Source organism: Mesorhizobium sp. AA23 (genome assembly GCF_001672435.1).
Lineage (GTDB): Bacteria > Pseudomonadota > Alphaproteobacteria > Rhizobiales > Rhizobiaceae > Mesorhizobium.
Genome location: NZ_LYTP01000015.1, coordinates 1 through 22,506, shown reverse-complemented (window position 1 = coordinate 22,506; position 22,506 = coordinate 1). Strand labels below are relative to the sequence as shown.

The 22,506-nt window shown below is 60.8% G+C and carries 18 protein-coding genes and 2 pseudogenes; 14 read left to right on the top strand and 6 right to left on the bottom strand.

Features of this window, described 5'->3' with window-relative positions; genetic code table 11:
• The first annotated feature begins 1,048 nt into the window (after positions 1-1,048).
• The 5 genes from A9K66_RS29530 to A9K66_RS15645 all read left to right on the top strand — a co-directional run bounded on the left by A9K66_RS29530 (position 1,049) and on the right by A9K66_RS15645 (position 7,045).
• Positions 1,049-1,408 (top strand): hypothetical protein, encoded by a 360-nt coding sequence (locus A9K66_RS29530; protein WP_343221224.1) that lies wholly within the window; start codon positions 1,049-1,051, stop codon positions 1,406-1,408.
• A gap of 197 nt (positions 1,409-1,605) precedes the next feature.
• On the top strand, positions 1,606-3,075 hold the full coding sequence (locus A9K66_RS15660) for a PLP-dependent aminotransferase family protein (RefSeq protein ID WP_067325070.1): 1,470 nt from the start codon (positions 1,606-1,608) through the stop codon (positions 3,073-3,075).
• A gap of 1,004 nt (positions 3,076-4,079) precedes the next feature.
• Positions 4,080-4,733: a chitooligosaccharide deacetylase NodB gene (gene nodB / locus A9K66_RS15655; RefSeq protein ID WP_067325030.1), complete on the top strand. Its 654-nt coding sequence runs from the start codon at positions 4,080-4,082 to the stop codon at positions 4,731-4,733.
• Between the two features lie 591 nt (positions 4,734-5,324).
• Complete coding sequence (locus tag A9K66_RS15650) at positions 5,325-5,975, top strand: LysE family translocator (protein WP_067325068.1); 651 nt, start codon at positions 5,325-5,327, stop codon at positions 5,973-5,975.
• A 257-nt stretch (positions 5,976-6,232) separates the two neighbouring features.
• The gene (locus tag A9K66_RS15645; protein WP_245307540.1) at positions 6,233-7,045 is read left to right on the top strand and encodes a TIM barrel protein; all 813 of its coding nucleotides are present in this window, start codon (positions 6,233-6,235) and stop codon (positions 7,043-7,045) included.
• Here A9K66_RS15645 and A9K66_RS15640 read toward each other — a convergent pair.
• Positions 7,022-8,005: a LysR family transcriptional regulator gene (locus tag A9K66_RS15640; RefSeq protein ID WP_067325026.1), complete on the bottom strand. Its 984-nt coding sequence runs from the start codon at positions 8,003-8,005 to the stop codon at positions 7,022-7,024. The two genes, A9K66_RS15645 and A9K66_RS15640, sit on opposite strands and share 24 nt — an antisense overlap.
• 260 nt (positions 8,006-8,265) lie before the next feature.
• The gene (locus A9K66_RS31165; RefSeq protein ID WP_067325024.1) at positions 8,266-8,460 is read right to left on the bottom strand and encodes a hypothetical protein; all 195 of its coding nucleotides are present in this window, start codon (positions 8,458-8,460) and stop codon (positions 8,266-8,268) included.
• A gap of 115 nt (positions 8,461-8,575) precedes the next feature.
• Between A9K66_RS31165 and nolL the strand changes: the two genes are divergently transcribed.
• On the top strand, positions 8,576-9,706 hold the full coding sequence (gene nolL / locus A9K66_RS15630) for a nodulation factor fucose acetyltransferase NolL (protein ID WP_067325022.1): 1,131 nt from the start codon (positions 8,576-8,578) through the stop codon (positions 9,704-9,706).
• 10 nt (positions 9,707-9,716) lie between these two features.
• On the opposite strand, the pseudogene A9K66_RS31160 reads toward nolL, so the two are convergent.
• Positions 9,717-9,826, bottom strand: a pseudogene (locus tag A9K66_RS31160) (acyltransferase); the annotation flags it as partial.
• A gap of 76 nt (positions 9,827-9,902) precedes the next feature.
• On the opposite strand from A9K66_RS31160, the gene A9K66_RS15625 reads away from it, so the two are divergent.
• Complete coding sequence (locus A9K66_RS15625) at positions 9,903-10,808, top strand: LysR family transcriptional regulator (protein ID WP_067325020.1); 906 nt, start codon at positions 9,903-9,905, stop codon at positions 10,806-10,808.
• A 282-nt stretch (positions 10,809-11,090) separates the two neighbouring features.
• On the opposite strand, the gene A9K66_RS15620 is transcribed toward A9K66_RS15625, so the two are convergent.
• The 3 genes and pseudogenes from A9K66_RS15620 to nodU form a co-directional block, all read right to left on the bottom strand.
• Positions 11,091-12,278 carry an MFS transporter gene (locus A9K66_RS15620; RefSeq protein ID WP_067325066.1) on the bottom strand — a complete coding sequence of 396 codons (1,188 nt, stop codon included), beginning with the start codon at positions 12,276-12,278 and terminating at the stop codon, positions 11,091-11,093.
• A 363-nt stretch (positions 12,279-12,641) separates the two neighbouring features.
• A pseudogene (locus A9K66_RS31155) lies at positions 12,642-13,277 on the bottom strand (hypothetical protein); the annotation flags it as partial.
• Between the two features lie 554 nt (positions 13,278-13,831).
• Positions 13,832-15,499: a nodulation protein NodU gene (gene nodU / locus A9K66_RS15615; RefSeq protein ID WP_067325018.1), complete on the bottom strand. Its 1,668-nt coding sequence runs from the start codon at positions 15,497-15,499 to the stop codon at positions 13,832-13,834.
• A gap of 770 nt (positions 15,500-16,269) precedes the next feature.
• Here nodU and A9K66_RS15610 point away from each other — a divergent pair.
• The 7 genes from A9K66_RS15610 to A9K66_RS15580 all read left to right on the top strand — a co-directional run bounded on the left by A9K66_RS15610 (position 16,270) and on the right by A9K66_RS15580 (position 22,168).
• Positions 16,270-17,232 carry a zincin-like metallopeptidase domain-containing protein gene (locus A9K66_RS15610; protein ID WP_067325016.1) on the top strand — a complete coding sequence of 321 codons (963 nt, stop codon included), beginning with the start codon at positions 16,270-16,272 and terminating at the stop codon, positions 17,230-17,232.
• A 215-nt stretch (positions 17,233-17,447) separates the two neighbouring features.
• The gene (locus A9K66_RS15605) at positions 17,448-17,867 is read left to right on the top strand and encodes a DUF2958 domain-containing protein (protein ID WP_067325014.1); all 420 of its coding nucleotides are present in this window, start codon (positions 17,448-17,450) and stop codon (positions 17,865-17,867) included.
• A 79-nt stretch (positions 17,868-17,946) separates the two neighbouring features.
• Positions 17,947-19,677 (top strand): ParB/RepB/Spo0J family partition protein, encoded by a 1,731-nt coding sequence (locus A9K66_RS15600; protein ID WP_067325012.1) that lies wholly within the window; start codon positions 17,947-17,949, stop codon positions 19,675-19,677.
• 539 nt (positions 19,678-20,216) lie between these two features.
• Complete coding sequence (locus tag A9K66_RS15595; protein ID WP_067325010.1) at positions 20,217-20,540, top strand: DUF736 domain-containing protein; 324 nt, start codon at positions 20,217-20,219, stop codon at positions 20,538-20,540.
• A gap of 151 nt (positions 20,541-20,691) precedes the next feature.
• Positions 20,692-20,952, top strand: a complete 261-nt coding sequence (locus A9K66_RS15590) for a helix-turn-helix domain-containing protein (protein ID WP_066995517.1) — start codon at positions 20,692-20,694, stop codon at positions 20,950-20,952.
• On the top strand, positions 20,949-21,497 hold the full coding sequence (locus A9K66_RS15585; protein WP_067325008.1) for a S26 family signal peptidase: 549 nt from the start codon (positions 20,949-20,951) through the stop codon (positions 21,495-21,497). Before A9K66_RS15590 ends, A9K66_RS15585 begins: the two co-directional genes overlap by 4 nt.
• The gene (locus tag A9K66_RS15580; RefSeq protein WP_067325006.1) at positions 21,485-22,168 is read left to right on the top strand and encodes a lytic transglycosylase domain-containing protein; all 684 of its coding nucleotides are present in this window, start codon (positions 21,485-21,487) and stop codon (positions 22,166-22,168) included. The genes A9K66_RS15585 and A9K66_RS15580 overlap by 13 nt, the downstream gene beginning before the upstream one ends.
• The last annotated feature ends 338 nt before the right edge of the window (positions 22,169-22,506 follow it).

Below are 22,506 nucleotides of genomic sequence, written 5' to 3'. Positions count from 1 at the left end.
CTTCTGGCGGACGCGGGTCAGGCCGGCGGAGTGATTGATCGGACTGTCGGCATCGCCAAGGCTAAGCCGCGACGAAGGGCCCCCGCTCGCCGTCGGTCGATCTGGTCGCGCCACGGTGCTCGAGCGCGAAAGGTAGCGGCGATATCCGGATGGCCGGGCCGCGATGGTGGCGGCCAACACAGCGGCTGCAGCGACATAACGCCAACCAAGCTATGGCAAACCTGCTGGGTACATCGGTCAAAGGGGGGCCTGCAGGAAGCGCTTGCCGTCGCACGCGGCGAGGCCGAGCCCTATAAGCTTCCCGCCGAGATCGTCGACGTCAAAGCAATCCGTACGAAGACTGGCCTTCGAACCAGGACTTCGCGTCCAGGTTCGGCTCCGGCTTCGATCAATGGAAGTAGTGGAAACGGGGCCGTTCGCGGCCCCTACAGGCCATGCGCGCCTATCTAATGCTGATCAACTCGAGGCCTATCGAGATGGTGAAGGCTTCGCGAACTGCATAAGCGAGATAGTTAGCGAACCGCCTGCGCGCAGGTTCGGCTGGCTGGCTCGCCACCATGCCGATTTCCGATAATGGGCGGCCCAAGCTTCGAAAGCTTTATACACGTTCCGGCCTTTTCCCGTCGTTGCCGCGCTGCTTGATAAGATCGCGGACCTGTTGAACGGTCAGGCCAACCTTGTTAGCGAAATGACGGACTTCGTAGTCCTCGTCCGCTGACGGTCGCGGTCGCGGCCACCGCGCTTGGTCTTGTTTTGTCGACTTGCTCTTCGTCGCTCGTTCGGGGAACACTAGACATGGCAGACGCTGTTTCTCCTGGTCAGAAATAACAGCGGCCGTGCGCCGGAATGTTCCGGCGCATATTTCAGCATGTGCTAACGGAACACTTATGGCCGTGCGATATTGAATTAAATTCGAGTTTTTGCGTTGGCATTCCGATGCACAAGCCCGCCAGCCGGGTCCAGTTATCGTTCGTTCGTCCGGAGCCGGAGCTCGTCGAGCTGCCGCCCAAGGGCGACGGCTGGAGCCACGAAGTAAAATTCGACGGCTATCGGACGCAGATCACAGGACGTCGACGGCGTCAGCCTCTACACGAGGAACGGAATCGATTGGACCGCAAAATATCGGCCGCTCGCGGAGGAAGCCGCGGCGATCGAGGCCGAAAGCTTCATCATAGAAGCCGAAGTGATCGTGACGAACGAAGCCGGGCTCTCCGACTTCCACGCATTGCGCTCGGCCATCACCAGGCGCCCGCAGGATCTCTGCCTGGCAGCGTTCGATCTTCTTCACCTTAGCGGCCATAATCTACGCGACATGCCGCTGCAGGACCGGCGCGAAGGGCGAAGAGAAGCTGCGCCACGCGTCGCTAAAGGATTTCCACCAGGAACGTTGAACGTCTTCCTAGCGTGACGCGAACCTCAGTTGGCAACCATGCGACTTGGACTGGAGCGCCCGAGCCTATCGCGCGGGTAGCCGAATTGGCCGTTCGCAAACTGTGCCAGTTTATCAGTCTTGCATCGGTGGGTCGGGCTCGGGCATCGACTTCGGACATGCTCTTGGCTTTCGGCAAGAGTAGCTGCAAACTGGTCCAGTTGGCAGGAAAAGAAATGGTCCAGTTTCCAGGTCCCGGTGGCTCACACCGCTCGTACGGCATGGGTGCGCGCCAGATCTACGAATCGCTTCGCGAGCAGATCCTCAGAGGCGTCTACGACACCGGCAGCCAACTGCCCTCCTCACGTGGTCTCGCCGAGGAACTTGGAGTCTCGCGAACGACCGTCACCGCTGCCTACGAGCAACTGGCGGCGGAAGGTTTCATCGACGTCCGTCAAGGCGCACGCCATCGCGTCGCATCCTCGCTGATTGGACCGGAGCTAACCGCCAATGCCCCAAAACGGGCCGGCCCGGGTCACTTGTCAAACTATGGCGAACGGCTGCGTGGCACTCCGCGCTGGCCGGATTACCGGCCCAACACGCTGAAGGTCGACTTCCGATATGGCGACCTGGCGCCTTCAGATTTCCCGGCACCAGTGTGGAAGCGCGCGATGAACGCGGCGATGGCGCAGCGGCCTGGACGGCTCGCCTACGACCATCCGTGCGGTTCGCGCCGGCTCCGCCAGGCGCTTCAGGGCTATCTCTGGCGCGCCCGTACTGTGCGCTGCGACCCTGAGCAAATCGTCATCGTCAATGGTTCGCAGCAGGGGCTCGATCTCTGCGCGCGCCTGCTGCTCGACCCAGGGGACAGCTTCGTCATCGAGGACCCCTGCTACAGGATGGCACGCCAGGTCTTTGCCAGCACAGGTGCCACGCCGGTTCCCGTCGAGGTTGACGAGCACGGCATGAGGACGGAGCAACTGGCGGGGCTCGCGGCCCGGCTGGCCTATGCAACGCCGTCGCATCAGTTTCCGCTGGGCGGCGTCATGCCGATCGCGCGGCGGCATCAGCTTCTGGAATGGGCGAGGGACGAGGGCGCCTACATCATCGAGGACGACTACGACAGCGAATATCGCTACGATATCAGCCCCGTTCCCCCGCTCCACAGCCTGGAGGATCATGGTGCCGTCATCTACCTCGGCACCATCTCCAAGACGCTCTCGCCGCTGCTGCGCATCGGCTATCTCGTAGTCCCGGTGGAATTGCAGCAGGTTTTCGAAACCGCCAAGCAGTTTGCCGACCGGCATTCTCCGGTGGCGGAGCAGGAGTCGTTGGCCTCTCTGATCGAGAGCGGCAGCTATGAAAACCATGTGCGCCGCGTGCGCCGCCTTAACGGCAAGCGCCGGGAGGTATTGCTGAGCACCATGAAACGGAGTTTTCAAGACAGGATCTCCGTCCAAGGAGCAGAGGCCGGACTGCACGTTGTGATATGGTTCAACGACCTGCCGCGATCGCGCGAAACGGCCTTGGTCGAAGCTGCGCAACGCACGGGTCTGGGTCTGCACCTCATTTCGCCGCTTTATCATGGGCAGTCGGGAGCAGGCGAGGCCGATCGCGTCGGGCTTGTCATGGGCTATTCCGCCTTGAGCATCCGGCAGATCGAAAAAGGCGTCGAGATGTTGCGGGACGTCGTCGCTCAACTCTGAGAGGCTGACGGTTCCCGCATGCGGAGTAGGACACGTTCGCGGGTGCTCATCGTAAACAGTTCATCGTTGAAAGCAGCCGGGCAACGGCCCGCTCTGGCCGGCTGACTTGGGTTGATGCTGCTTGCCGCCCCGTGAGGCTGCGCTCGGTCGGTGCGTCGCACGACCAAGAGGTTCAGATCAAGGGCTTGATCTCATCTATTCACAAACTGGATGCTTGTCATCGAAGCAATCGATTTTGCGGATTGGACAGGACGTCGCATAGGAAGAATTCGAGGATGCAGCCCTAAAGGGATTGTCGATGTATACGTTGGCTCCGAGGAGCATTTCTGGTGTGTGCCTCCTGGGCTGCGCCGAACTTTAGGCGAGCCGATCCGCTTTTCGATCAGGTTCGTCGGTGATCGGCGCAAGCTGCATCGGGTCGGCTCTTCGCCACAAGCTCCCTCAGGTAGCGTAGGCGCCTACCTCAAGGATCAACAAAGTTGAGGCCCATGCGCCCCCAAGGACGGTGGAGGTTGTGCTTCGAAACAAGTTGCAAGTGCCGATCATGTCGGACTCTCCGACCTTCTTTCGTGCGACGGCACCTATAATGGAACACTATTCGTTCGAAGTTGGGCTGGGGCTTCGGCAACGGCTACGACGTTCTGGGCGTCACGGCTCCATCTGCGCCTGTTGCGCCGCCAACAGGATCGGCGAAGTTGATCTCTTGGCGGCAGAATTCGGGTTGCACCCGATGCGTCCGGATCTTGATCGAGTCGGAATCAGCAATTCATTTGAGTGCCATATCCAGTGCTTTCGCCACGGTGGGGCAGGCGCTGCGGAACCAATTGAGAGGTCCTGTCGAAACGGCGTGGCGGCCATTGCGTCTACGTTCGCGTACAATCCCACTCCGGAGTGCCGAACCTCGACCTGCCGTCTCGCGCGTTGAGAACGTGCTCTCTTGGCTATGCCGATTGCGCGGCCGATGAGCAAATGGCCGGTACAACATTGCCCGGAAGGATACGGAGATGAAACCTCTTGATAAGATATGTGAGGTGCAGAGTGAATGCGCTGATGGAACCGGCCGTCGGAGCGTTTATCTGACGTTTGACGACGGTCCCAATCCATTTTTCACACCACAGATACTCGATGTGCTGGCGCAAAATGGGGTGCCAGCGACTTTCTTCGTCATTGGTGCCTATGCCGCAGAGCACCCGGATCTCATCCAGCGAATGATCGCAGAAGGGCATGACGTGGGCAACCACACCATGTCTCATCCGGATCTGTCCAAATGCGGCTTGGGCGAAGTGCAACGTGAAGTATTTGAGGCGAACCGTGCCATCATGGGAGCATGCCCGCAGGCCTCGATCCGCTACATTCGCGCGCCATACGGCGCCTGGACCGAAGAAGTGTTCACTGCGTCAGAGATCGCCGGGCTGGCGGCCCTTCATTGGTCGATAGACCCAAAAGACTGGGCGCGGCCCGGCACCGACGCGATCGTCGATGCAGTGCTCGCTTCGGTCCGGCCTGGCGCAATCGTGCTCTTGCATGACGGTTGCCCTCCCGACGAGTCCAGCACTCAAGCCAGTCTGCGCGATCAGACCGTTATGGCGCTGTCCAATCTAATTCCGGCATTACATGCCTGCGGATATGAAATTCGCTCGCTTCCAGAACATCACTGAAATGCCGGATTGGACCTGCTTTCCGCCAGAACCTTGTGATCTCGCGCATGAAGGCTTGCAGGCCGTTTACGCCCTGCGCACAAGCACTTCGTCGACCTCGGACGAACTCCGACCGTTCGCTTAAGCGTGGACGGTAGTTGTCACCTGCCGGAGCCGCGCACGCTCTCGGCATTGCCTGGCCGACGCGCTCTCCTCGAGGTTGTTTTAACATGGCTGATTTTGCGTTAGCTCAATTCATTGGGCTTGCCGCAGGCCTATACCACATTCCTGCGTGATCGCGGGCCACAAGGTTTGGGAAACTAGCCGCCGTTGCCGTCATGCGGGATATGCACCACCGCTCGGCTGCAAAGGACGCAGGCTGTTCCCAGACTCGACCACCCCGCTGCGGGATCTGTCCCTGATCGGATCGGCGCGATGCCGTCTTTCGTCAACTGGACCACGTCGATAGCTTCTGACTGGCCGTTTCCAGCAGGTCAGATTGCCGGTAGCTGACTGGTTACGCAAGGAGGGCCTTGCAGGGAGCGGGCGCTCTGACCGAGAGATCGCCGCTCTCATCCCAAATAATCGTGAACCTCGTCGGAATCGACCATGATGCCAGAACTGACCCCATTCGCCCTGTATCTCGCCGCGGCCTTCATGCTCGCCATCACGCCAGGTCCGGGCATCTTCTACGTTGCCGCGCGCACGCTTGCCGGCGGTCGTGCGGAAGGTATCGCTTCCAGCTTCGGCACCGGGGTAGGGGGCATGATCCATGTCCTCGCCGCAAGCTTAGGTGTCTCCGCGATCGTGCTCGGGAGCTCGGAACTGTTCTCTGCATTAAAGCTGTTCGGCGCGGTCTACCTCGTCTGGCTCGGCTTGCGCACCTTTCAAACCGCCCGCCGCAAGGGAGCGACTGGCGGCCATGACGGCGACCGGGTGAGTCCAGTCGGACCCCGGCGGGCATTTCGTGAAGGGGTGCTGGTCGAGGCTCTCAACCCGAAGACGGCAGCGTTTTTTTTAGCCTTCCTTCCGCAGTTCGTGAACCCGAGCGCAGGGTTCGTAGCTCTGCAATTCGTGGTGCTTGGCTCCTTGTCGATTGCACTCAACACGCTTGCCGACATCGTGGTTGCCGTCCTGGCCAGCGGCATTCAAGACGGCGCGGCAGCGCGTCCCGGGTTGATCCGCCGCCTAAGGGAAGCGTCGGGCGGCGCGATGATCGCGCTGGGCGTAGGCCTCGCCCTGGCGAAGCACCCGGCTGCCTGAATTTGTGAATCCGATCGGTTGGCCGTCTCTGCGGGTTGGCGGGTTAGCTTGCGCAAGCAGATGGATGGCCCGAGCCAGCTTCTGTCATTGCACCTATTCAGGCAATTTCTCAGAAGGCGCGGCACCACAATGAGAGAAGCGTGAGCTCGACCGACTCGCCTCCCGCATGAAGATCATTTCGGCCCTCGCGTATCATCGGACGGTAGAAGACCAGTCAGCCGAGAATGGCACCCGTTTCCTGGAAGGAAAACCAACCCATGCGCCAAGCATCGCCCCGCTTTGCACTTGATCATATGGCGACACCCGGACTTGACGTGGGGGCACTTTTCGCTTTTGCCCGCGACCAGGGGCTGACCGACGTCCAGATCCGCGGCCAGCCGCGCAGCAATGCGATTGCACTCGGCATCCCGGCGGCGGACGTCCGCTCTGCCGCCGCCGAAGCAGGCGTTGGGATTCTTTCCGTCAATGCCTTGCAGCGCTTCAATGAGTGGACACCCGCCCGCAAGGCCGAGGCGAGCAAACTCGCCGATTATGCGGCCGCCTGCGGAGCCAAGATGCTCATGCTGGTCCCGGTCAACGACGGCTCCTGGCCCGCCAATGGCGAGCGCCGGGGCGATCTCCACGCCGCCTTGAAGGCTCTCAAGCCGATCCTCCAGTCGCGCGGCCTGATCGGTCTCGTCGAGCCGCTGGGCTTCCAAACCTGCTCGCTTCGATCGAAGAACGAAGCGGCTAAGGCCATCGCCGCTGTTGATGGCCAATCGGTATTCCGACTCGTGCACGACACGTTCCATCACACGCTCGCCGGGGAGACGTTCTTCTCCTGCGAGCTGACCGGTCTAGTGCACATTTCAAGAGTGAACGATCCAATCCACTGGATTTACCCGGATCGCGTCCTGGCAGGTTCCGACAATGGCAGCCAGATCCGGGCGCTGCTTGATGGCGGTTATGGGGGCCCCTTCTCATTCGCACCGTTTGTCGATGCAGCCCACCCGCTCGACGACTTCGCAGGCGCACTTGCCGCAAGCATCGATCTAGTCCGACACGGGCTATTGACCCGACTGGCGGCCTGAGACGCGGGAGTAAATTTGGGGGTGCCTGCGGCGCCCTTTGGCGTCCGGCGGAGAAGTCATTCGAGACGCCTCCTGTAACAACACCTCTCGCATCCAGATGCTTGCCGGATCGCTGTTGTGAAGGGCGGGCCATTGGACGGCCTCGGTGAATGCGGGAAGTGGCAGCGGAAGTTCGACGATCCGCAGGGGCAAGGTTTTTTCGAAATATTTAACCAGCCGGAAGGGCATGCTGGCGATACGAGCTGTGCCTGAGACCATCGGCGGGATCATGCTAAAAGCCTGTACGACGATCTCGATACGTCTCTTGAGACCATGCTCAAGCAAAAACCGTTCCTCCATGGATGGCGTCAGCGCATGGCCGAACTTGACCGCAACGTGCCTCATAGACATGTAGCTCTCGAAGGTAAGCTGCCCTGGCAGCTGCTTGTTCGTGGGGCAGCCCACGCACACGAGTGTCTCGTCGAACAACGCCGCTCTTGGATGGGCGCTCGACATGAACAATTCCGGACAAATCAGGAAATCGACGTCGCCGCGCCGGAGAAGCTCATCCGGATCGTCGTCGAGTGGCAGCAATTCGAAGCTGACGCCGGGTGCTTCGCGTGCAACACGCTCCACGACCTTTTCAAAAAACACGAGTGTGACGAAATCGGAAAGAATGATCCTGAAACGGCGATCGGATTGAGCCGGGTTAAACGGATCCCAAGAAATAATCGAGGATTGGATTGTCAGGAGTGCGCCGCGAACTGCGGGAGCGAGTGTCTCCGCACGCTGCGTTAGAACACGTTCGCGTCCGCTCATCGTAAACAGTTCATCGTTGAAATAATCGCGCAGCCGGCCGACGGCCGCGCTCATGGCCGGCTGACTCAGGTTGATGCTGTTTGCCGCCGCCGTGAGGTTGCGCTCGCTCAGCAGTGCGTCGAGTACGACGAGAAGGTTCAGATCAAGGCCCTTGAAGCGCATGGCTTTCACTTATCCATAGCGTGGATGCTCACGATCTAAACAATCGATTTTACCAAACTTCCATAGCGCCGCATAGATGACCGCACCTGAGATGCACCCGATCACGCCACTGCACGGCGTAGCGGCTCACTTGGACCTGCTGCGCCGTTTCCTCACGGTCGGCGAGGTTGATTTCTTGGTAGCGAACTCGGATTGTACAACGGTGCAAGTCGGATCTTGAGAGACTCGGAATGAGCCATTCTATCCGCGTCATGCGTGTGCTACCGCAGCAGCCTGACATTCCATTCGCTTTCGGCACGGTTCGGCACGCCCTGTGGAACCATCTTGAGAAGTTCTGCAGAGACGGCCTGGCGGCCATAGTGCCGGGCGTTCGCGTCGCCGCACATGATCGCGACCGCCACTGCGATCGAGGTAGCGATCAGGCGCTGAGATTTTGTCCGCTCGCTTGCAGCCAATCGCCCCACAATACCATGCCCGATCCCCGTCAGTTTCGATCCTTTGCGCCGAAACTGGCGCGCTCGCCGTGCCCGCAGACGGCACGTAGCAATGCGATAGATAGGCTGGAGTCTGATGCTTGATCACATAACAATCGGAGCGAAAGCACGCGACTCGCGCCCAGCCGGAACAAACAACCGAGACCCAAGCTTTGATTTCGCCAAAGGTATACTCATTACTTTGGTGATAATTGGGCACTTATTACAACATTGCATTTATCGAGGCACTGACGCCTTCTGGCTGTCGCCGTATTTCAAGTCGATATACATATTTCATATGCCTCTCTTTATGGCCATAAGCGGCTATCTCTCTTCTGGGGCAATTTTGCGAAAACCGTTCATTCAGGGTGTCGGCAATCGAGCAACCCAGTTACTGCTGCCAATGCTTTTTTGGTGTGCGTTGATTTGGACGCTCAAGTCCACCGTGATGGTCCCGACGAAGAGTTTAACTGGTGGATTGTTGGATCTGTTGACAGAGGTCATTGGAACATACTGGTTCATATGGGCGGCGTTTATTTCGTTCGTCCTAGTCAAGTTTTTTACAACTTTCAATCGTCTATCGATGTGGATCATAAGCGCATCCGCAATTGCGGTCGCAATCGCCCCCATCACATCATCGATAATCCCGTCGTTAAGATACACATACCCATTTTATTGTTTGGGGTTCTTCTTTGCCAAGTCAAAAGGGTGGCAGGAAAGTATTATATGGACCCACAAATCAATATTTCTTTTCTATCTTTCGATAGCAGCTTTCATATGCTTGCTATGGTGGGATAAGCAGACCTACGCCTTCAACAATCTCGTGTTAATCAATGATGGACGGCCAGCTAAACAAGTATTGCTAATGTTCGCCGGCTCTGCAGCGGCTTCTGCAGTGGCAATGCAGTTTATGTTGCAATGCTGGAGAATTGGGTATTCGACCAGAATAGCTCACTTTGTAGCGGTCGAGCTTGGTCAGAGCACGCTGCTGCTTTACCTTGTTCAGGGTGCCGTGTTTCGCCTCACGGATTTTATACAGTTTGGAGAAGTCTGGAATCTCACGACCAGAATCGCGTTCGCAAGTGTACTTGGAGTGTCCATTGTCGTCACAGCGATGGCAATTCGCAAGTTTGCCGGCGACCTTGGATATGTGTCGCAGATCGTTGTCGGAGCGCCGCCACGCCCCAAGTCTGCTCAAACATCAATCTGTAATCAATTAGCCACGTGAAAAATTCATTTCATAGCTCCGGACCTGTCCGATCAACTGTTGTACACACCGGCCATTCGCTGATCGGCCGCGCAATCGGCATAACCCGAGCACGTCCTCCACACGCGTGGGCGGCAGGTCAAGACACAACACCTCTGAGTGGGAACCGTACGCAATGGTCGCGATGACAAGCAACCACGTTGCGGACGGATGAGGCATGCGCTTCAAAGGCCTTGATCTGAACCTTCTCGTCGTGCTCGACGCACTGCTGACCGAGCGCAACCTCACGGCTGCGGCAAACAGCATCAACCTGAGCCAGCCGGCCATGAGCGCGGCCGTCGGCCGGCTGCGCCATTATTTCAATGATGAACTGTTTACGATGAGCGGCCGCGAACGTGTTCTAACCCCCCGTGCGGAAACACTCGCTCCCGCAGTTCGCGGCGCACTCCTGCACATCCAGTGCTCGATTATTTCTTGGGAGCCGTTTAAGCCGGCTCAATCCGATCGCCGCTTCCGGATCATGGTTTCGGATTTCGTCACACTTGTGTTTTTTGAAAAGGTTGTGGAGCGTGTTGCACGCGAAGCACCCGCCATCAGCTTCGAATTGCTGCCGCTCGACGACAATCCGGACGATCTTCTCCGGCGCGGTGACGTTGATTTTCTGATCCTTCCCGAATCGTTCATGTCGAGCGCCCATCCAAGAGCGGCGCTGTTCGACGAGACATTCGTGTGCGTCGGCTGCCCCACGAACAAGCAATTGCCAGGGCAGCTTACATTTGAGAGATACGTGACGATGAAGCACATTGCGTTCAGGCTCGGCCGCGCGCAGATGCCATCCATTGAGGAAGGGTTTTTGCTTGAGCATGGCCTCAAGAGGCGTGTCGAGATCATCGTTCAGTCCTTCAGCATGATCCCGCCGATGGTCTCAGGCACATCTCGTATAGCGACCATGCCGCTCCGGCTGGTTCAGCGTTTCAAAAACACCTTTCCCTTGCGGGTCATCGAACTTCCGCGGCCGCTACCCACGTTCACCGAGGCCGTCCAATGGCCCACCCTTCACAACAGCGATCCAGCAAGCACCTGGATGCGGCAGATAATGTTGCAGGAGGCGTCCCGCATGTGAAGTCGCGGGTGCTCCCTGGTCCAGGTCTGGATCTTACTCAGCGCCTCGTATGGGTGCAAACGGCGCGCAAAAAATTGGGCCTGGCTCAAAGTCGATGATTTTGCCATGACGGTGTGGTGCTGACTTCCGACGCTGTCCCCGGGTGCTTCCCGCAGGTCAGGCGGCGATTGAGATCCCGCCGCTCGCGGAGACGAAGCCTGCAACCGCCAAAGATCGTGCGCAGGATCGGACAGCGCGGCCGATCTGATTGCATCGTTCCCCGCGCTTCACTGACGGCCTCTTTCAAGCGGTCCAGGCATCGCGCTTGGGGCCGAGCAAGAATACCGTCAGGGCAGCGAGGAACGAGGCTACGGCGCTGTAGGCAAAAACACTGGCCACGCCGGCATTGTCCACGAGTAGTCCGCCGAAAACCGCGCCGGCTGCGATGGCCACTTGGAACGTTGCGGCCATCAGCCCACCGGCGTTTTCGGCATGCTCGGGAGCGGCGCGCAGCACCATCCATGTCTGCATTCCCACCGGCACCGCGCCGAAGGCAAAACCCCATACGCCAACCGCAATCAGCGCGGCCCACGCCGATGCTCCCAGCGTCAGCAGCGAGACAGCGGCAAGCGCTATGATCAGGGGCGGCAGGGCTGCGACTGCCTTGAGGCTGTGCTCGGCCAAGACTCCGCCGGCCAAATTGCCGAAGAAGCCGCCGATGCCAAAGACGAGCAACACGAGCGAGATTGTCGCGATATTGAGCGCGGGAACATCCTCGAGGAAAGCGCGGATATAGGTGAAGCCGGCGAAGTGCCCGGACGCCGCCAGCAGGACGACCAAAATCGCGACTTTGATCGTCGGGTTCCTGGCCACGTCCCGCAGATGGCGAAAGCTGGCCGGTCCCATCGGAGGCAGCCTCGGAAGGGTCACGAGTTGCACTATCAGTGTAATGGCGGCTACGACCGCAGCGATGATGAAGGCGGTTCGCCATCCCCAGATGTCGCCGACATAGGCGCCGATTGGAGCCGCGCAGACGTTAGCGACGGTAACGCCGGTGAGGATGATCGACATGGCGCGCTGCAGGAGGTGACTTGGAACGAGCCGCATCGCCAGCGCTGCTGAAATCGACCAGAAGCCTCCGATCGCTATTCCGAGCACGACGCGGGCGGTCAGAAGAACCGGCAGCGACTCGGCGACGGCCGATAGAACGTTCGACAGGATCAGCAGCAGCGTCATCGCCCACATGACGATCCTGCGGTCCAGGCGATTTGTGATGATGGCCATCGTCGGCGCCGCGATGGCACCGACGATTGCAGTCGCTGTCAGCGCCTGTCCAACTGCACCCTCGGTGATACCGAGATCACGCGCAAGCGGCGTCAGCACGCTGGCAGGCAGAAACTCTGCCGTCACAAGCCCGAAGGTGCCTAAGGCAAGAGAGATGACCGCACCCCAGGCGGCACCCGACCGTTGATTTTGGCTGTTCTGGGTCATGCAGAACTCCGTCCATGAATATCCGCGGATTCGGTCATGAACCGGGTCTCCAGTTTCGATGCGCAACATCGGGGAGGCTGTGCTGACCCGCATGAACGCCAAAAGCGCCTTCCCCTGCAGCGTTGCACTAAAGAGGGGATGTGGTCGCTTCGCGATATGTTGTGACGTTGCGGCGCGCGCTATCGATGGCCCTTTGCTTGAGCCGGACGATGTCACCGTCGGACAACACGTCATGTGGCAATTCTGGCGGCGTTTGGCGACTTGATCCGATGGCCGACGCTTCGGCGCAGTGCGCGTCGCCACCTTGGGAGAGGCGATCGCGACGGCGAAAAAATACTCCAGATCGAACACGCCGCGCGGGATCAGCATGTATTTGCTCGACGTCACCCGGCTTGCCGTCGACTTGTGTATCTTGATCGCGTCGGCGACAGTCCTGAGATTGAGAGGCCGCAGTTGGTCGACGCGGTCTTCCAAAACGGCATCCTGCTGGCGCAGGCGGGTAAACGGCAATTGGGCGAGCGCCACGCCTTGGTCCGTCAGTCTCGAACCAGCGGTGCGCAAAGCACCTACCGAGCACGAACGTCTGGAGCAAACGTTCGGCGCAGATGTGCACGGGTCTCCTTGGGCGCTCGCGTTTTGCCATGGTTCTGTTTGTAGCTCTCTACGTGCTCTGATGGGCTCTAACCGACGACAGCAAGCGCCATACCATTCACTTTGCAGGCACCGAACCGGACTATGTTTTGCCGAAGCCCTGTTGGATTGAGCAGGGCCGCCGCGCCTTGACCGACACCGAGAGCGCCGCACAATCGCTTGGTCACCCGAGCCCAAAAGTGCTGTATTGTCCGGGGTAATCGGCACTTGCGTCCCGGCTCGGAAGACGAAAACCTTTCCGGCCGCGCCGAGCCCGATGCATTGCCCACTCCGGCGGGACCTGCATCGACCGCGTTTTTTAGTGGGTGATTGCGTGCGCAGGTCGGCGATCTGGGAGGACGCGGCCATCGCACCTCTACCATTGCGCTGTTGCTGCTCCCCCGTCGAGGAAGGTCTTTGACGCCTCCCGCTCATCAGCACCGCGCGCCGGTCTGCACGTGGTAAGGATCGAGTTCGGCTGGGCGTCAGGATCGTTGCATGATCGAGATGCCTTGATTTGCTCGCTCGGGCGCGCCCATCCAAAAAACTTTTTTTGGGTCCGAAGGCGGACAAGAATGTCGCAAGCGCGACCAAAAGATCGCCACGGCCGTCTGCCCGTACCGGGGCAATGGTCAAAGGCAAACGGCACGGTGATCGGCGCGCAACTTGCTCCGACAATTTTTGTCAGTGGAGACGTCAGCAGTGCTTCATGGAGCTCAGCGGTGATTGACCAACGATTAGCGGCATGGCGCTTGTCGAATCCTGACGAGAAATACCGTGAGGAGAGCCTTCATGCCCTATCCTTCGACCGGCCACGGGCTTGTGAGGCCGGCTACGCTGCCCGATGATGCCGCATGCACGGCCAAACCAGGCGCGATCGACCCTGCACACACAGCCAGCCTTATTGAAGACCGGAGCGGCGACTAGCCCGTCTTGGTCAACAGCAACCCATCGCACCAAACGTGGTCCACGCATCCCCACTCACACGCTGCCGAGGCATCGGGAAAGAAGCCACGTCCGTTTAGGTTGGCACTCGTGTTGCAGAGCAGCGGAATGCCGGTGAGTTGTTCGTATTCGACCAGGAGCTCTGCAATTGGGTGATCAGATTTTCTAGAAACTGTCTGTAATCGTGCAGTCCCGTCGAGATGAATGACTGCCGGGATTTTCTCTTTCCACTCCGAACGTGTTCGGTGATCGAACAGCATGTAGGGATCCGGCGTGCCAGGTTCAAATATATCAACTGCGCGATCCTCCAAGCATATTGGCGCTACCGGCCGGAAGTGCTCTCGACGTTTTACTTTGTTGAGGTGGTCCTTCATTTGGGGCGAAGTCGCTGCGGCCAGGATGCTTCTGCCTCCCAAGGCTCGTGGCCCAAGCTCTGCACGGCCAGTGAGGAAAACGACAGGCTTGCCGTCGGCGAGGACGCTGGCCAGTTCTGCCACGCTGCATGGAGCAGCCTGCCATCCCGGCGGCACGGGGCCATCCTTCATGTTTGGTCCGCTGTAGACCGACCAATCGAGGTGAACGAAGCCTTTGTCGGCAGCCAGCGCGCAGCAAGCGGCACCGATCGCCGACCCGCTGTCGTTTGGGAACGGAGGCACCCAAACTGTATCGAACAAACCGCTCGCCCGAAGTGCGCTGTTCCATTTGATATTCAGCCCGCATCCCCCGGCGATGCACAGGTTTCGCGTTCCGGCAACCGAGAGCCCACGCAGCGCGATTGCCATTTCGCGAACCAGAAGACGCTCGACAAAGGCATGAAACGAAGCAAGTATGTCCTCAGGTGTCTCGGCGACCAGCCGTGACTCGGCTGCATCGAAGAAATCATGCACGGCCGTGAGTAACGCGTCCTCGGAGCGGCTGTTGTTTCTGTATTCAATAGCAAGCTTCGTGTCGCCGGCGAAATGTTGGTCGTAAAGTTCCCCAAATACTGTCACGATCTTTTCGCTGACAGATCCGAGCGCGATATAGGCCATCAGCTTGCCGGCGATATCCAGATTCCAGCCGGTCCTCGTTTCCTGCCTGTAAGGACCGAAGTGTTGGCCCGCGGCGGCATAGGCATGACCCATCATCGGAAACAGGCATTCGATAAACCGCACTCCGCTTGGTTCCACGTAGTAAAGCCGCGGGAAGATGAAGCCGTCCCATACCAGGCAAAGGGCAGGTTCTTTGGCTTTGGCGAATGAACTGGTGCAGTATGCGGAAGCTACGTGGCCAAGGACATGCGGATAGCTTTCATAAGAAAATACCCCGCCGCCCAGCACGAGGCCTGAGCCGTGACAAGCTGTCAGGGGACTTTTAGGATCCCGCTCCACATATGGTGCCCCGTTGAGAGTGACTGGTGTGCCCTCACTAACAACCTGGAATTGCGACTCGATCTCACCGTCCCAGCCATCGATGACGAACCGGTCTACATCGTGCGGATCCAGGCCATGTTCCGCTAAGGCGGCAACAATCGTTTCAAGACGGTCAATGGATTGATATCGAGCATTATTGTCGAGTTTCTCCTGCTCGATGCAAAAGGCCAATCGGCCGTCCTCGACGACAGCGATTGCCCCGTCGTGCGTTAGCTTGATACCGCAAATTCGCATAATAGATCCATGTCAAAGTTAGCTGTGGAACAACTTTAGAGCAACCGAGGAAAACGTGAGCTGGAAAGCACAGCACATAGGTTTTCAAGCAATGCGCTATGCAGTATGAGGACCCATTGGTAAACTTGATTGTTTGGATATAGTGCATCCATGGCGTGGATATGCGGCCCGTGCCCACAGGCGCACCTGATGGCCAAGCTCGGTGAGCACGCGAGCCCAATAGCCCCCCATTCAAAGCCTCCATGCCGACCAGACACGCCGGCAAATTGGCGAAGAAGCGGGCAACGCATAGCGGCGCAGCCTCTTTCGCAAAGAGATTCCTATGGTTTTTGACGCCATAGGCTCAGAAAGCCGCCAAGGGCGTCGAATTCGCAGCGGTCGCCTTGACGCCATCGGCACTGCTCAGCGCCCGCGCGCCTGAAGGCGCGCGCCGGGTGCTCGTGAACCGAGCCCGCTTTTCTTCGGCAAGCTCAGGCGGTCTCGGCCCCGCGGCTTCGCCCCCTGGCGCGGCAGCCTGTCGGCTGCTGACGGTCGCCGGCCTATGGGCCGGCCTGGTTTCTTGTACTGGCCTTCCCCGGTGGCGCGCGGTGGGCGGCACTCCCTTCTAGGCCCGCCGCGGCGTCCCGCAACCCTTCGCTTCGCTTCGGGTCCTCCTCTTCGTTCCGGCCCTTCGGATGCGGTCCGCCTTGGACGTCGGGCCTTTCCGGTCGCTTTCGCCGCCCACCCCGCTTCCGGGGAGGGCGCTGGATTGAAGAGCGGAGGACCAGGCGATGGGTGCAAAATACAAGCGTTGCGGTAGCCAAGAGGCTGGCGCGGGCAGCGGCGGGCGCACGAGCGCCAGCCTTTATCAGGAAATCACAGATCGCATCATCGCCGAGCTGGAGCGCGGCACCGTGCCATGGGTCAAGCCATGGGGCAGCGCCAAGGCCGGCCTCGGCCTGCCCAGCAACGCGGCCACCGGCCGCGCCTATTCCGGCATCAACATCCTGATTCTTTGGGGCGCTGTCTTCGAGCGCGGGTATGCCAGCCAGAACTGGCTGACCTTCCGGCAGGCTCTAGCGCTTGGCGGCAATGTCAGGAAGGGCGAACACGGCACGACCATCGTCCACGCTGACCGCTTTGTTCCCAAGGACGAAAAGGAACGCGCCAAGAAGGATGGCGATGAGCCGCACGCCGTGCCCTTTTTGAAGCGCTTCACCGTCTTCAATGTCGCGCAATGCGATAACCTGCCCGAACATCTCTATGCCGCCGCCGAGCCGCTGCCCGAGCGTCAGGTCGTCCCGCAGGCCGAGGCGCTGATTCACGGCTGCGGCGCTGACTTCCGCATCGGCGGCGATCGCGCTTTTTACATGCCGGGCAGCGACTTCATTCAAGTGCCGCCGCAGCCCGCTTTCTTTCACCAGATCGACTATTACCGCACCTGCTTCCACGAGCTTGGCCACTGGACCGGCCATCCAACCCGGCTTGCGCGCGACCTTTCCGGCTCCTTCGGCTCGAAGGCCTATGCGCGCGAGGAACTGGTCGCAGAAATCTGCGCAGCCTTCGTCTGCAGCAGTCTCGGTATCGAGCCGACCGTGCGCCATGCCGATTACATCGGCTCATGGCTCGCCGTGCTGCGCGAGGACAACCGCGCCATTTTCCGCGCCGCCAGCCAAGCCTCGAAAGCCGCCGATTTGCTGCTCTGCTCTATCCCCAGCACTGAAGACTCGGACCGTGAGGAGATCGCGGCGTGAGCGCGCACGATCCTCATACGCTGCCGCCCGACATGACGCCGGAAGGCGAGCAGACGCTCATTCCCGGTGTCCGGCCAGTCACCACGCGCGACCGGCTTTTCGCTTCTCATTGACGCGCCGATGCGACCGCGCAAGGCGCAGAAGCCGCTCGACATCGGCCTTTTCGACGAATGCGCGCGCAACCAACTCGACCTGTTTTGACAAGGAATTCCGCAATGATCCTGATCACCGACGACCTTTGCGCCCGTCTCCTCGCCAATGGCGCTTCCGACACCGAAACCGACCATGTTCCGGTCGTAAAACTGTTCGATCCGACCGGGGCAGCAACGTGGCTCTTGAGCGAACTGGACGCCGACGGCGACACGCTGTTCGGCCTTTGCGATCTCGGCTTCGGCTTTCCCGAACTCGGCAGCGTCAGCCTTGCCGAACTGCAAAGCGGCAAGGGCCGGCTTGGCCTCGGCATCGAGCGCGACCGCTATTTCAAGGCCGAGTTTCCGCTCTCCGTCTACGCCGAAGCCGCTCGGCTGTGTTGCCCCATTACCGAGGACGAGCGGCTGCTGCGGCAGGTAGCAGACGGGCTTGCAAGCCCCCATTCCGAGCTTCCGCCTGACACGGCGGAACAAGCGCGCCGCTAGGGCGCGAAACCGTCCCGCCGCGCCGGCCTTGCGGCCGTTTGCGGCGGGAGAACCTCAACCAAACCGAAGGAGACAGATCATGCAGCTTGCTCATATTCCGCTTGATAGGCTCAACATTTCCGCCCTCAACATGCGCCACGGCAAACGCGCGCCGGATATCTCCGATATCCTGCCGTCCGTTCGCGCTCGCGGCGTTCTCGTGCCGCTTCTGGTGCGGCCCAACGGGACGCCGGAAAGCTTCGAAATCGTCGCCGGACGGCGACGCTATTTCGCCGCAAAGTCGCTCGCCGACGAGCGCGGCGAGAGCGACGCCTTGCCCTGCGCCATCATGGAGGATGGCGACGACGCCGATGCGCTCGAAGCCTCGCTGATCGAAAACATCGCTCGCCTCGACCCTGACGAGGTCTCGCAATGGGAAACGTTCTCGCGGCTGATCAAAGAAGGCCGCTCCATTGCCGAAATCGCCGCCACCTTCGGCATCACCGAGCTTCAGGTGAAACGCAGTCTGGCGCTCGGCGAGCTTCTGCCCAAGATCCGCGAAGCCTACCGCCGCGAGGAGATCGACGCCGAGACGGCGCGCTATCTCACCATGGCTTCGAAAGCGCAGCAGAAGGACTGGCTGGCGCTTTATGCCGACCCCGAGCAATACGCGCCGCGCGGCTACCAGCTGAAACAATGGCTGTTCGGCGGCCAGTCGATTTCCACCAAGGTGGCGCTGTTCGCCATCGAGGATTATCCCGGCCTCATCGTCTCCGACCTGTTCGGCGAGGACAGCTATTTCGCCGATGCCGACCTGTTCTGGCTGAAGCAGAACGAGGCGATCGCGGCCAAGCGCGACGCCTATATCGAGGCCGGTTGGAGCGAAGTGACCGTGCTCGAACCGGGGCAGTATTTCCACTCATGGGACCACGAAAAGACTCCAAAGAAGAAGGGCGGCAAGGTCGTCATCACCGTCTCGCATCGCGGCGAGGTCGAGTGTCACGAGGGCTGGCTGTCGCGCAAGGAAGCGCGCCGCGCCCGCGCCGATGAACAGGGCGGCGAGCCGGACGAACAGGTCGTCAAGCCGTCGCGGCCTGAACTCACCGGCCCGATGCAGAACTATGTCGATCTGCATCGCCACGGGGCCGTGCGCACCGCCATGCTTGAGCATCCGGGCGCCGCGCTTCGCCTCATGGTGGCGCATGCGATTGCCGGTTCCGGCCTGTGGCAGGTGCGCCGCGAGCCGCAGCGCGCGGCGAACGAGACGGTCGCCGCCAGCCTCGCAGGAAGCAAAGCCGAAGCCGCCTTCGCCGAGAAGCGGCGCGAGGTTTTGGCGCTGATTGGGCAAGCGGATCACGATGGCCCACTCGCCGGCGGCCATGGCGACGCCTTCGTTCTCGCCAGCGTCTTTGCCCGCTTGCTGGCGCTCTCCGATGACGATGTCTTGCGCGTTCTCAGCCTTGTCATGGCCGAGACGCTCGAAGCCGACAGCGCCGTCATTGAGGCGCTTGGGCATAATCTGAACGTCGACATGGCTGCTTTCTGGCAGGCGGACGAAGCGTTCCTCGAGCTTCTGCGCGACAAGGAAGTCGCCAATGCCATGCTCGCCGATATCGGCGGCAAGCCTGTCGCCGACGGCAATGTTTCGGAGAAGGTCAAGACGCAAAAGAAGATCATCCGCGACTTCCTTGCCGGCGAGAACGGCCGCGAGAAGGTGGAAAGCTGGCTGCCGCGCTGGATGAAATTCCCCGCCGAAAGCTACACAGCGCGCGGCGGCTTCCGCACCGCCGATCAGTGGGCCAAGGTCCGGCACCTGTTCGTGTCGGAGTGACCTGCCAAGCCTCAAGCGGCGGCACTTCGAAGGCCGCCGCTTGGGGCACCTCTCGGGCAGAACCGGTTGCACTTTCGCGATTTTTGAAGCGCGCACTGCATGTGGTGGTTCGACGCAAATCGATGCCCTTCGCCAGCCCTGTGCCAGGCCGGAATGCTCGCCGAGGCGCCACTCGGGTTAGGCACGTCGTCGCTGGCTGCGGTGTCTGAACCCGTGCCAAGCCCGGTACCCGCCATGTTGCTTGGGGATCGTGTCAGCCGATCGCGCGATCTGTCTCCCATGCGTCTTTCAGGACCATTTCCCTGCGCTTGGCTTGTCGACCTATGGGCGGTTCCGACCCGCCCGAAACCCTCGGCCAGCAGCTTTTTTCCCCGCCGCCTATGGCGGCTTCCTCGCGCCCGCTTCGCTCCAAAAAAGCCGCCCGCTCGGGTCCTGCGCTGCCGCTGCGGCCCTGTCGGGTTCAGGCAGGCCGGACGCGCCCATCACGGTCCGCCATCGCAGGGGAATGGTCCCCGGCGACAGCAAAACAGGAGACTAACATGACCGCGATCGGATACGTCACCAAGCAGGAAAACGGCGGCTACAAGGGCCAGCTCAAGACGCTCAGCGTCCGCGCCGACATCGACATCGTGCCCAACCAGGCCAAGAGCGCCGACAATCATCCAGACTTCCGGGTGCTGACGCAAGGCGTCGAAGTCGGCGCCGGCTGGATCCGCATGGGCGAGGCCTCCGGCAAGGACTATGTGAGCCTGTCGATCGCCGCCCCGGAGTTCGGTCCGCGCAAGCTCTACGCCAATCTCGGCCGCGCCGCCGGCCAGGACGATGACGACACCTACGCCATCATCTGGAACCCCGTCGACTGAACGGCGGAGCTCCGAGCCCCGCGCCGCGACCGGCGCGGGGCTCATCTGACAAGAGCGGCGAAAACTCGCCCCCGACTCTTCGCCCGTCCCCGCAGCGACCTCGCTCGCCCATCCTGTCCGTCGCTTCTCCTTAAGCGACACGAGGACAATCATGGACGACGAAAACGAACGCGCCGCCCGCGCCAAGAAGGGCAGCCCCTTTCTCAATACCGCGCAGGCAGCCTTCTATATCGGGCTCTCCCAGCGCACGCTCGAAAAGATGCGGCTCAAGGGCGGCGGCCCGAAATTCCGCAAGCACGGCCGCTATGTCCGCTATCACATCGACGAGCTCGACGAATGGTCGAAAGGCCATCCGCACTACGGCGCTCCCGAAGCCGGTTCCACGCCGGCCGACGATGGGGGCCGCTCATGAGCCGGCGTCCTTTCCTCCGCATGATCGGCTCCGGCCTGCGCCGCGTTCGCGCCCGCAAGACGATCGCCATTGCCACGATTGGCCTCAGCCTTTTAGGCTTCACCACGTTCGCAAAACCCACGCCCTGGCTGGTCTGGAACGCCTCGGCCAGCGCGCCGATCGGCCTCTATCGCATCGCTGCGGGCACGCCGGCGCTGGGCGATCTGGTGCTCGTCCGCCCGCCTGATTACGTGGCCTATCTGGCGGCCCAACGCGGCTATCTGCCTGGCAATGTGGCGCTGGTCAAACGCCTTGCCGCACTGCCCGGCGAGCATGTCTGCGCCTTCCATGACGCCATCATCATCGGCGGCGACATCGTCGCGCGCCGGCTCAAGATCGACGCCCAAGGCCGGCCCTTGCCCTGGTGGAACGGCTGCCGGGCACTCACGAAGGACGAGGTGTTCCTGCTCGGCAACGAGACCAATCGCTCCTTCGACAGCCGCTATTTCGGGGCGGTTCCGGCCGCCAATGTCATCGGGAGGCTCGTGCCGCTATGGACCGAGTGACCCTCCTGATGTTGGGCATGATCGCCACCGCGCCATGCGCCTGTTCCGCCTCGACCGGCGCCGAGCCGGTCGCCATTTCCCAAAGTCCGCAGCTTCGAAACTGGCAGCAGTTCGTAGCGGAAGCGAGCCGGCGTTTTCGTGTTCCGCAGGCCTGGATCTACGCCGTCATGGATGCCGAAAGCGGCGGCAACACCATGCGCGACGGCCGCCCCATCACCTCTCGCGCCGGCGCCATCGGCCTCATGCAGGTGATGCCCGCCACCTATGCGGAGATGCGCGTGGCCCATGGTCTCGGCCCAAATCCGCACGATCCGCGCGACAATATTCTCGCCGGCACCGCCTATCTCCGAGCCATGTATGACCGCTTCGGATTCCCCGGCCTGTTCGCCGCCTACAACGCAGGCCCCGAGCGCTACGAAGGGCATTTGAAGCACGGCAAGCCATTGCCGAAAGAGACCGTCGATTACCTCGAGCAGCTCAGGGCGGCCGGGGTTTCGGCCACCGACATGAAACAATTCAAGGGCAAATCTGTCGCTCCGGCGAGGCGAAAGGCAACCTCGGGGCGCTCGCTGTTCTTCCTCCACGACGGTGTTCGCGCCGGCGCGCGAAACCGCGATCTGCTCGTGCCGCTTCGCAAGGATGACATGCGGCCGAAGGAGCCGGATGGCTAGGAGTTTGGAGGCGGTGCGCGCGCGACAAGGGCAGGGCGCGTAAGGCAAGATAAAGGCACCGCCTCCCGGAGGCGGCCAAGTGTCTGTCTGCACATCGTTTTTCCAGGAGGCAGCTGTGCGCGCCAGGAGGCTGCGGCGCCTAAACGGTTGATCTGGCTTTGGATTACCCGGAGGCCGGCATGCAGGACGATGAATTCAGGCCGAAGCTCGGCAAGATCGGGTCGCGCGGATCGAAAGCAGGCAAACGCTTCGCCAGTCAGATCCGGACAGCGATCAACAGGGCCGGCGGCCGGCTGCAACGCGATGGTCGCTTCACCGGAAGCCGGGCAGGGCGGGGA

Coding starts and splice junctions, on each gene's coding strand:
- A9K66_RS15660 (WP_067325070.1), top strand. CDS start 1,606: ATGGTCCAGTTTCCAGGTCCCGGTGGCTCACACCGCTCGTACGGCATG.
- A9K66_RS15650 (WP_067325068.1), top strand. CDS start 5,325: ATGCCAGAACTGACCCCATTCGCCCTGTATCTCGCCGCGGCCTTCATG.
- A9K66_RS15605 (WP_067325014.1), top strand. CDS start 17,448: ATGATCCTGATCACCGACGACCTTTGCGCCCGTCTCCTCGCCAATGGC.
- A9K66_RS15590 (WP_066995517.1), top strand. CDS start 20,692: ATGGACGACGAAAACGAACGCGCCGCCCGCGCCAAGAAGGGCAGCCCC.
- nodB (WP_067325030.1), top strand. CDS start 4,080: ATGAAACCTCTTGATAAGATATGTGAGGTGCAGAGTGAATGCGCTGAT.
- A9K66_RS15645 (WP_245307540.1), top strand. CDS start 6,233: ATGCGCCAAGCATCGCCCCGCTTTGCACTTGATCATATGGCGACACCC.
- A9K66_RS15585 (WP_067325008.1), top strand. CDS start 20,949: ATGAGCCGGCGTCCTTTCCTCCGCATGATCGGCTCCGGCCTGCGCCGC.
- A9K66_RS15610 (WP_067325016.1), top strand. CDS start 16,270: ATGGGTGCAAAATACAAGCGTTGCGGTAGCCAAGAGGCTGGCGCGGGC.
- nolL (WP_067325022.1), top strand. CDS start 8,576: ATGCTTGATCACATAACAATCGGAGCGAAAGCACGCGACTCGCGCCCA.
- A9K66_RS15620 (WP_067325066.1), bottom strand. CDS start 12,278: ATGACCCAGAACAGCCAAAATCAACGGTCGGGTGCCGCCTGGGGTGCG.
- nodU (WP_067325018.1), bottom strand. CDS start 15,499: ATGCGAATTTGCGGTATCAAGCTAACGCACGACGGGGCAATCGCTGTC.
- A9K66_RS15595 (WP_067325010.1), top strand. CDS start 20,217: ATGACCGCGATCGGATACGTCACCAAGCAGGAAAACGGCGGCTACAAG.
- A9K66_RS15640 (WP_067325026.1), bottom strand. CDS start 8,005: ATGCGCTTCAAGGGCCTTGATCTGAACCTTCTCGTCGTACTCGACGCA.
- A9K66_RS15600 (WP_067325012.1), top strand. CDS start 17,947: ATGCAGCTTGCTCATATTCCGCTTGATAGGCTCAACATTTCCGCCCTC.
- A9K66_RS15580 (WP_067325006.1), top strand. CDS start 21,485: ATGGACCGAGTGACCCTCCTGATGTTGGGCATGATCGCCACCGCGCCA.
- A9K66_RS15625 (WP_067325020.1), top strand. CDS start 9,903: ATGCGCTTCAAAGGCCTTGATCTGAACCTTCTCGTCGTGCTCGACGCA.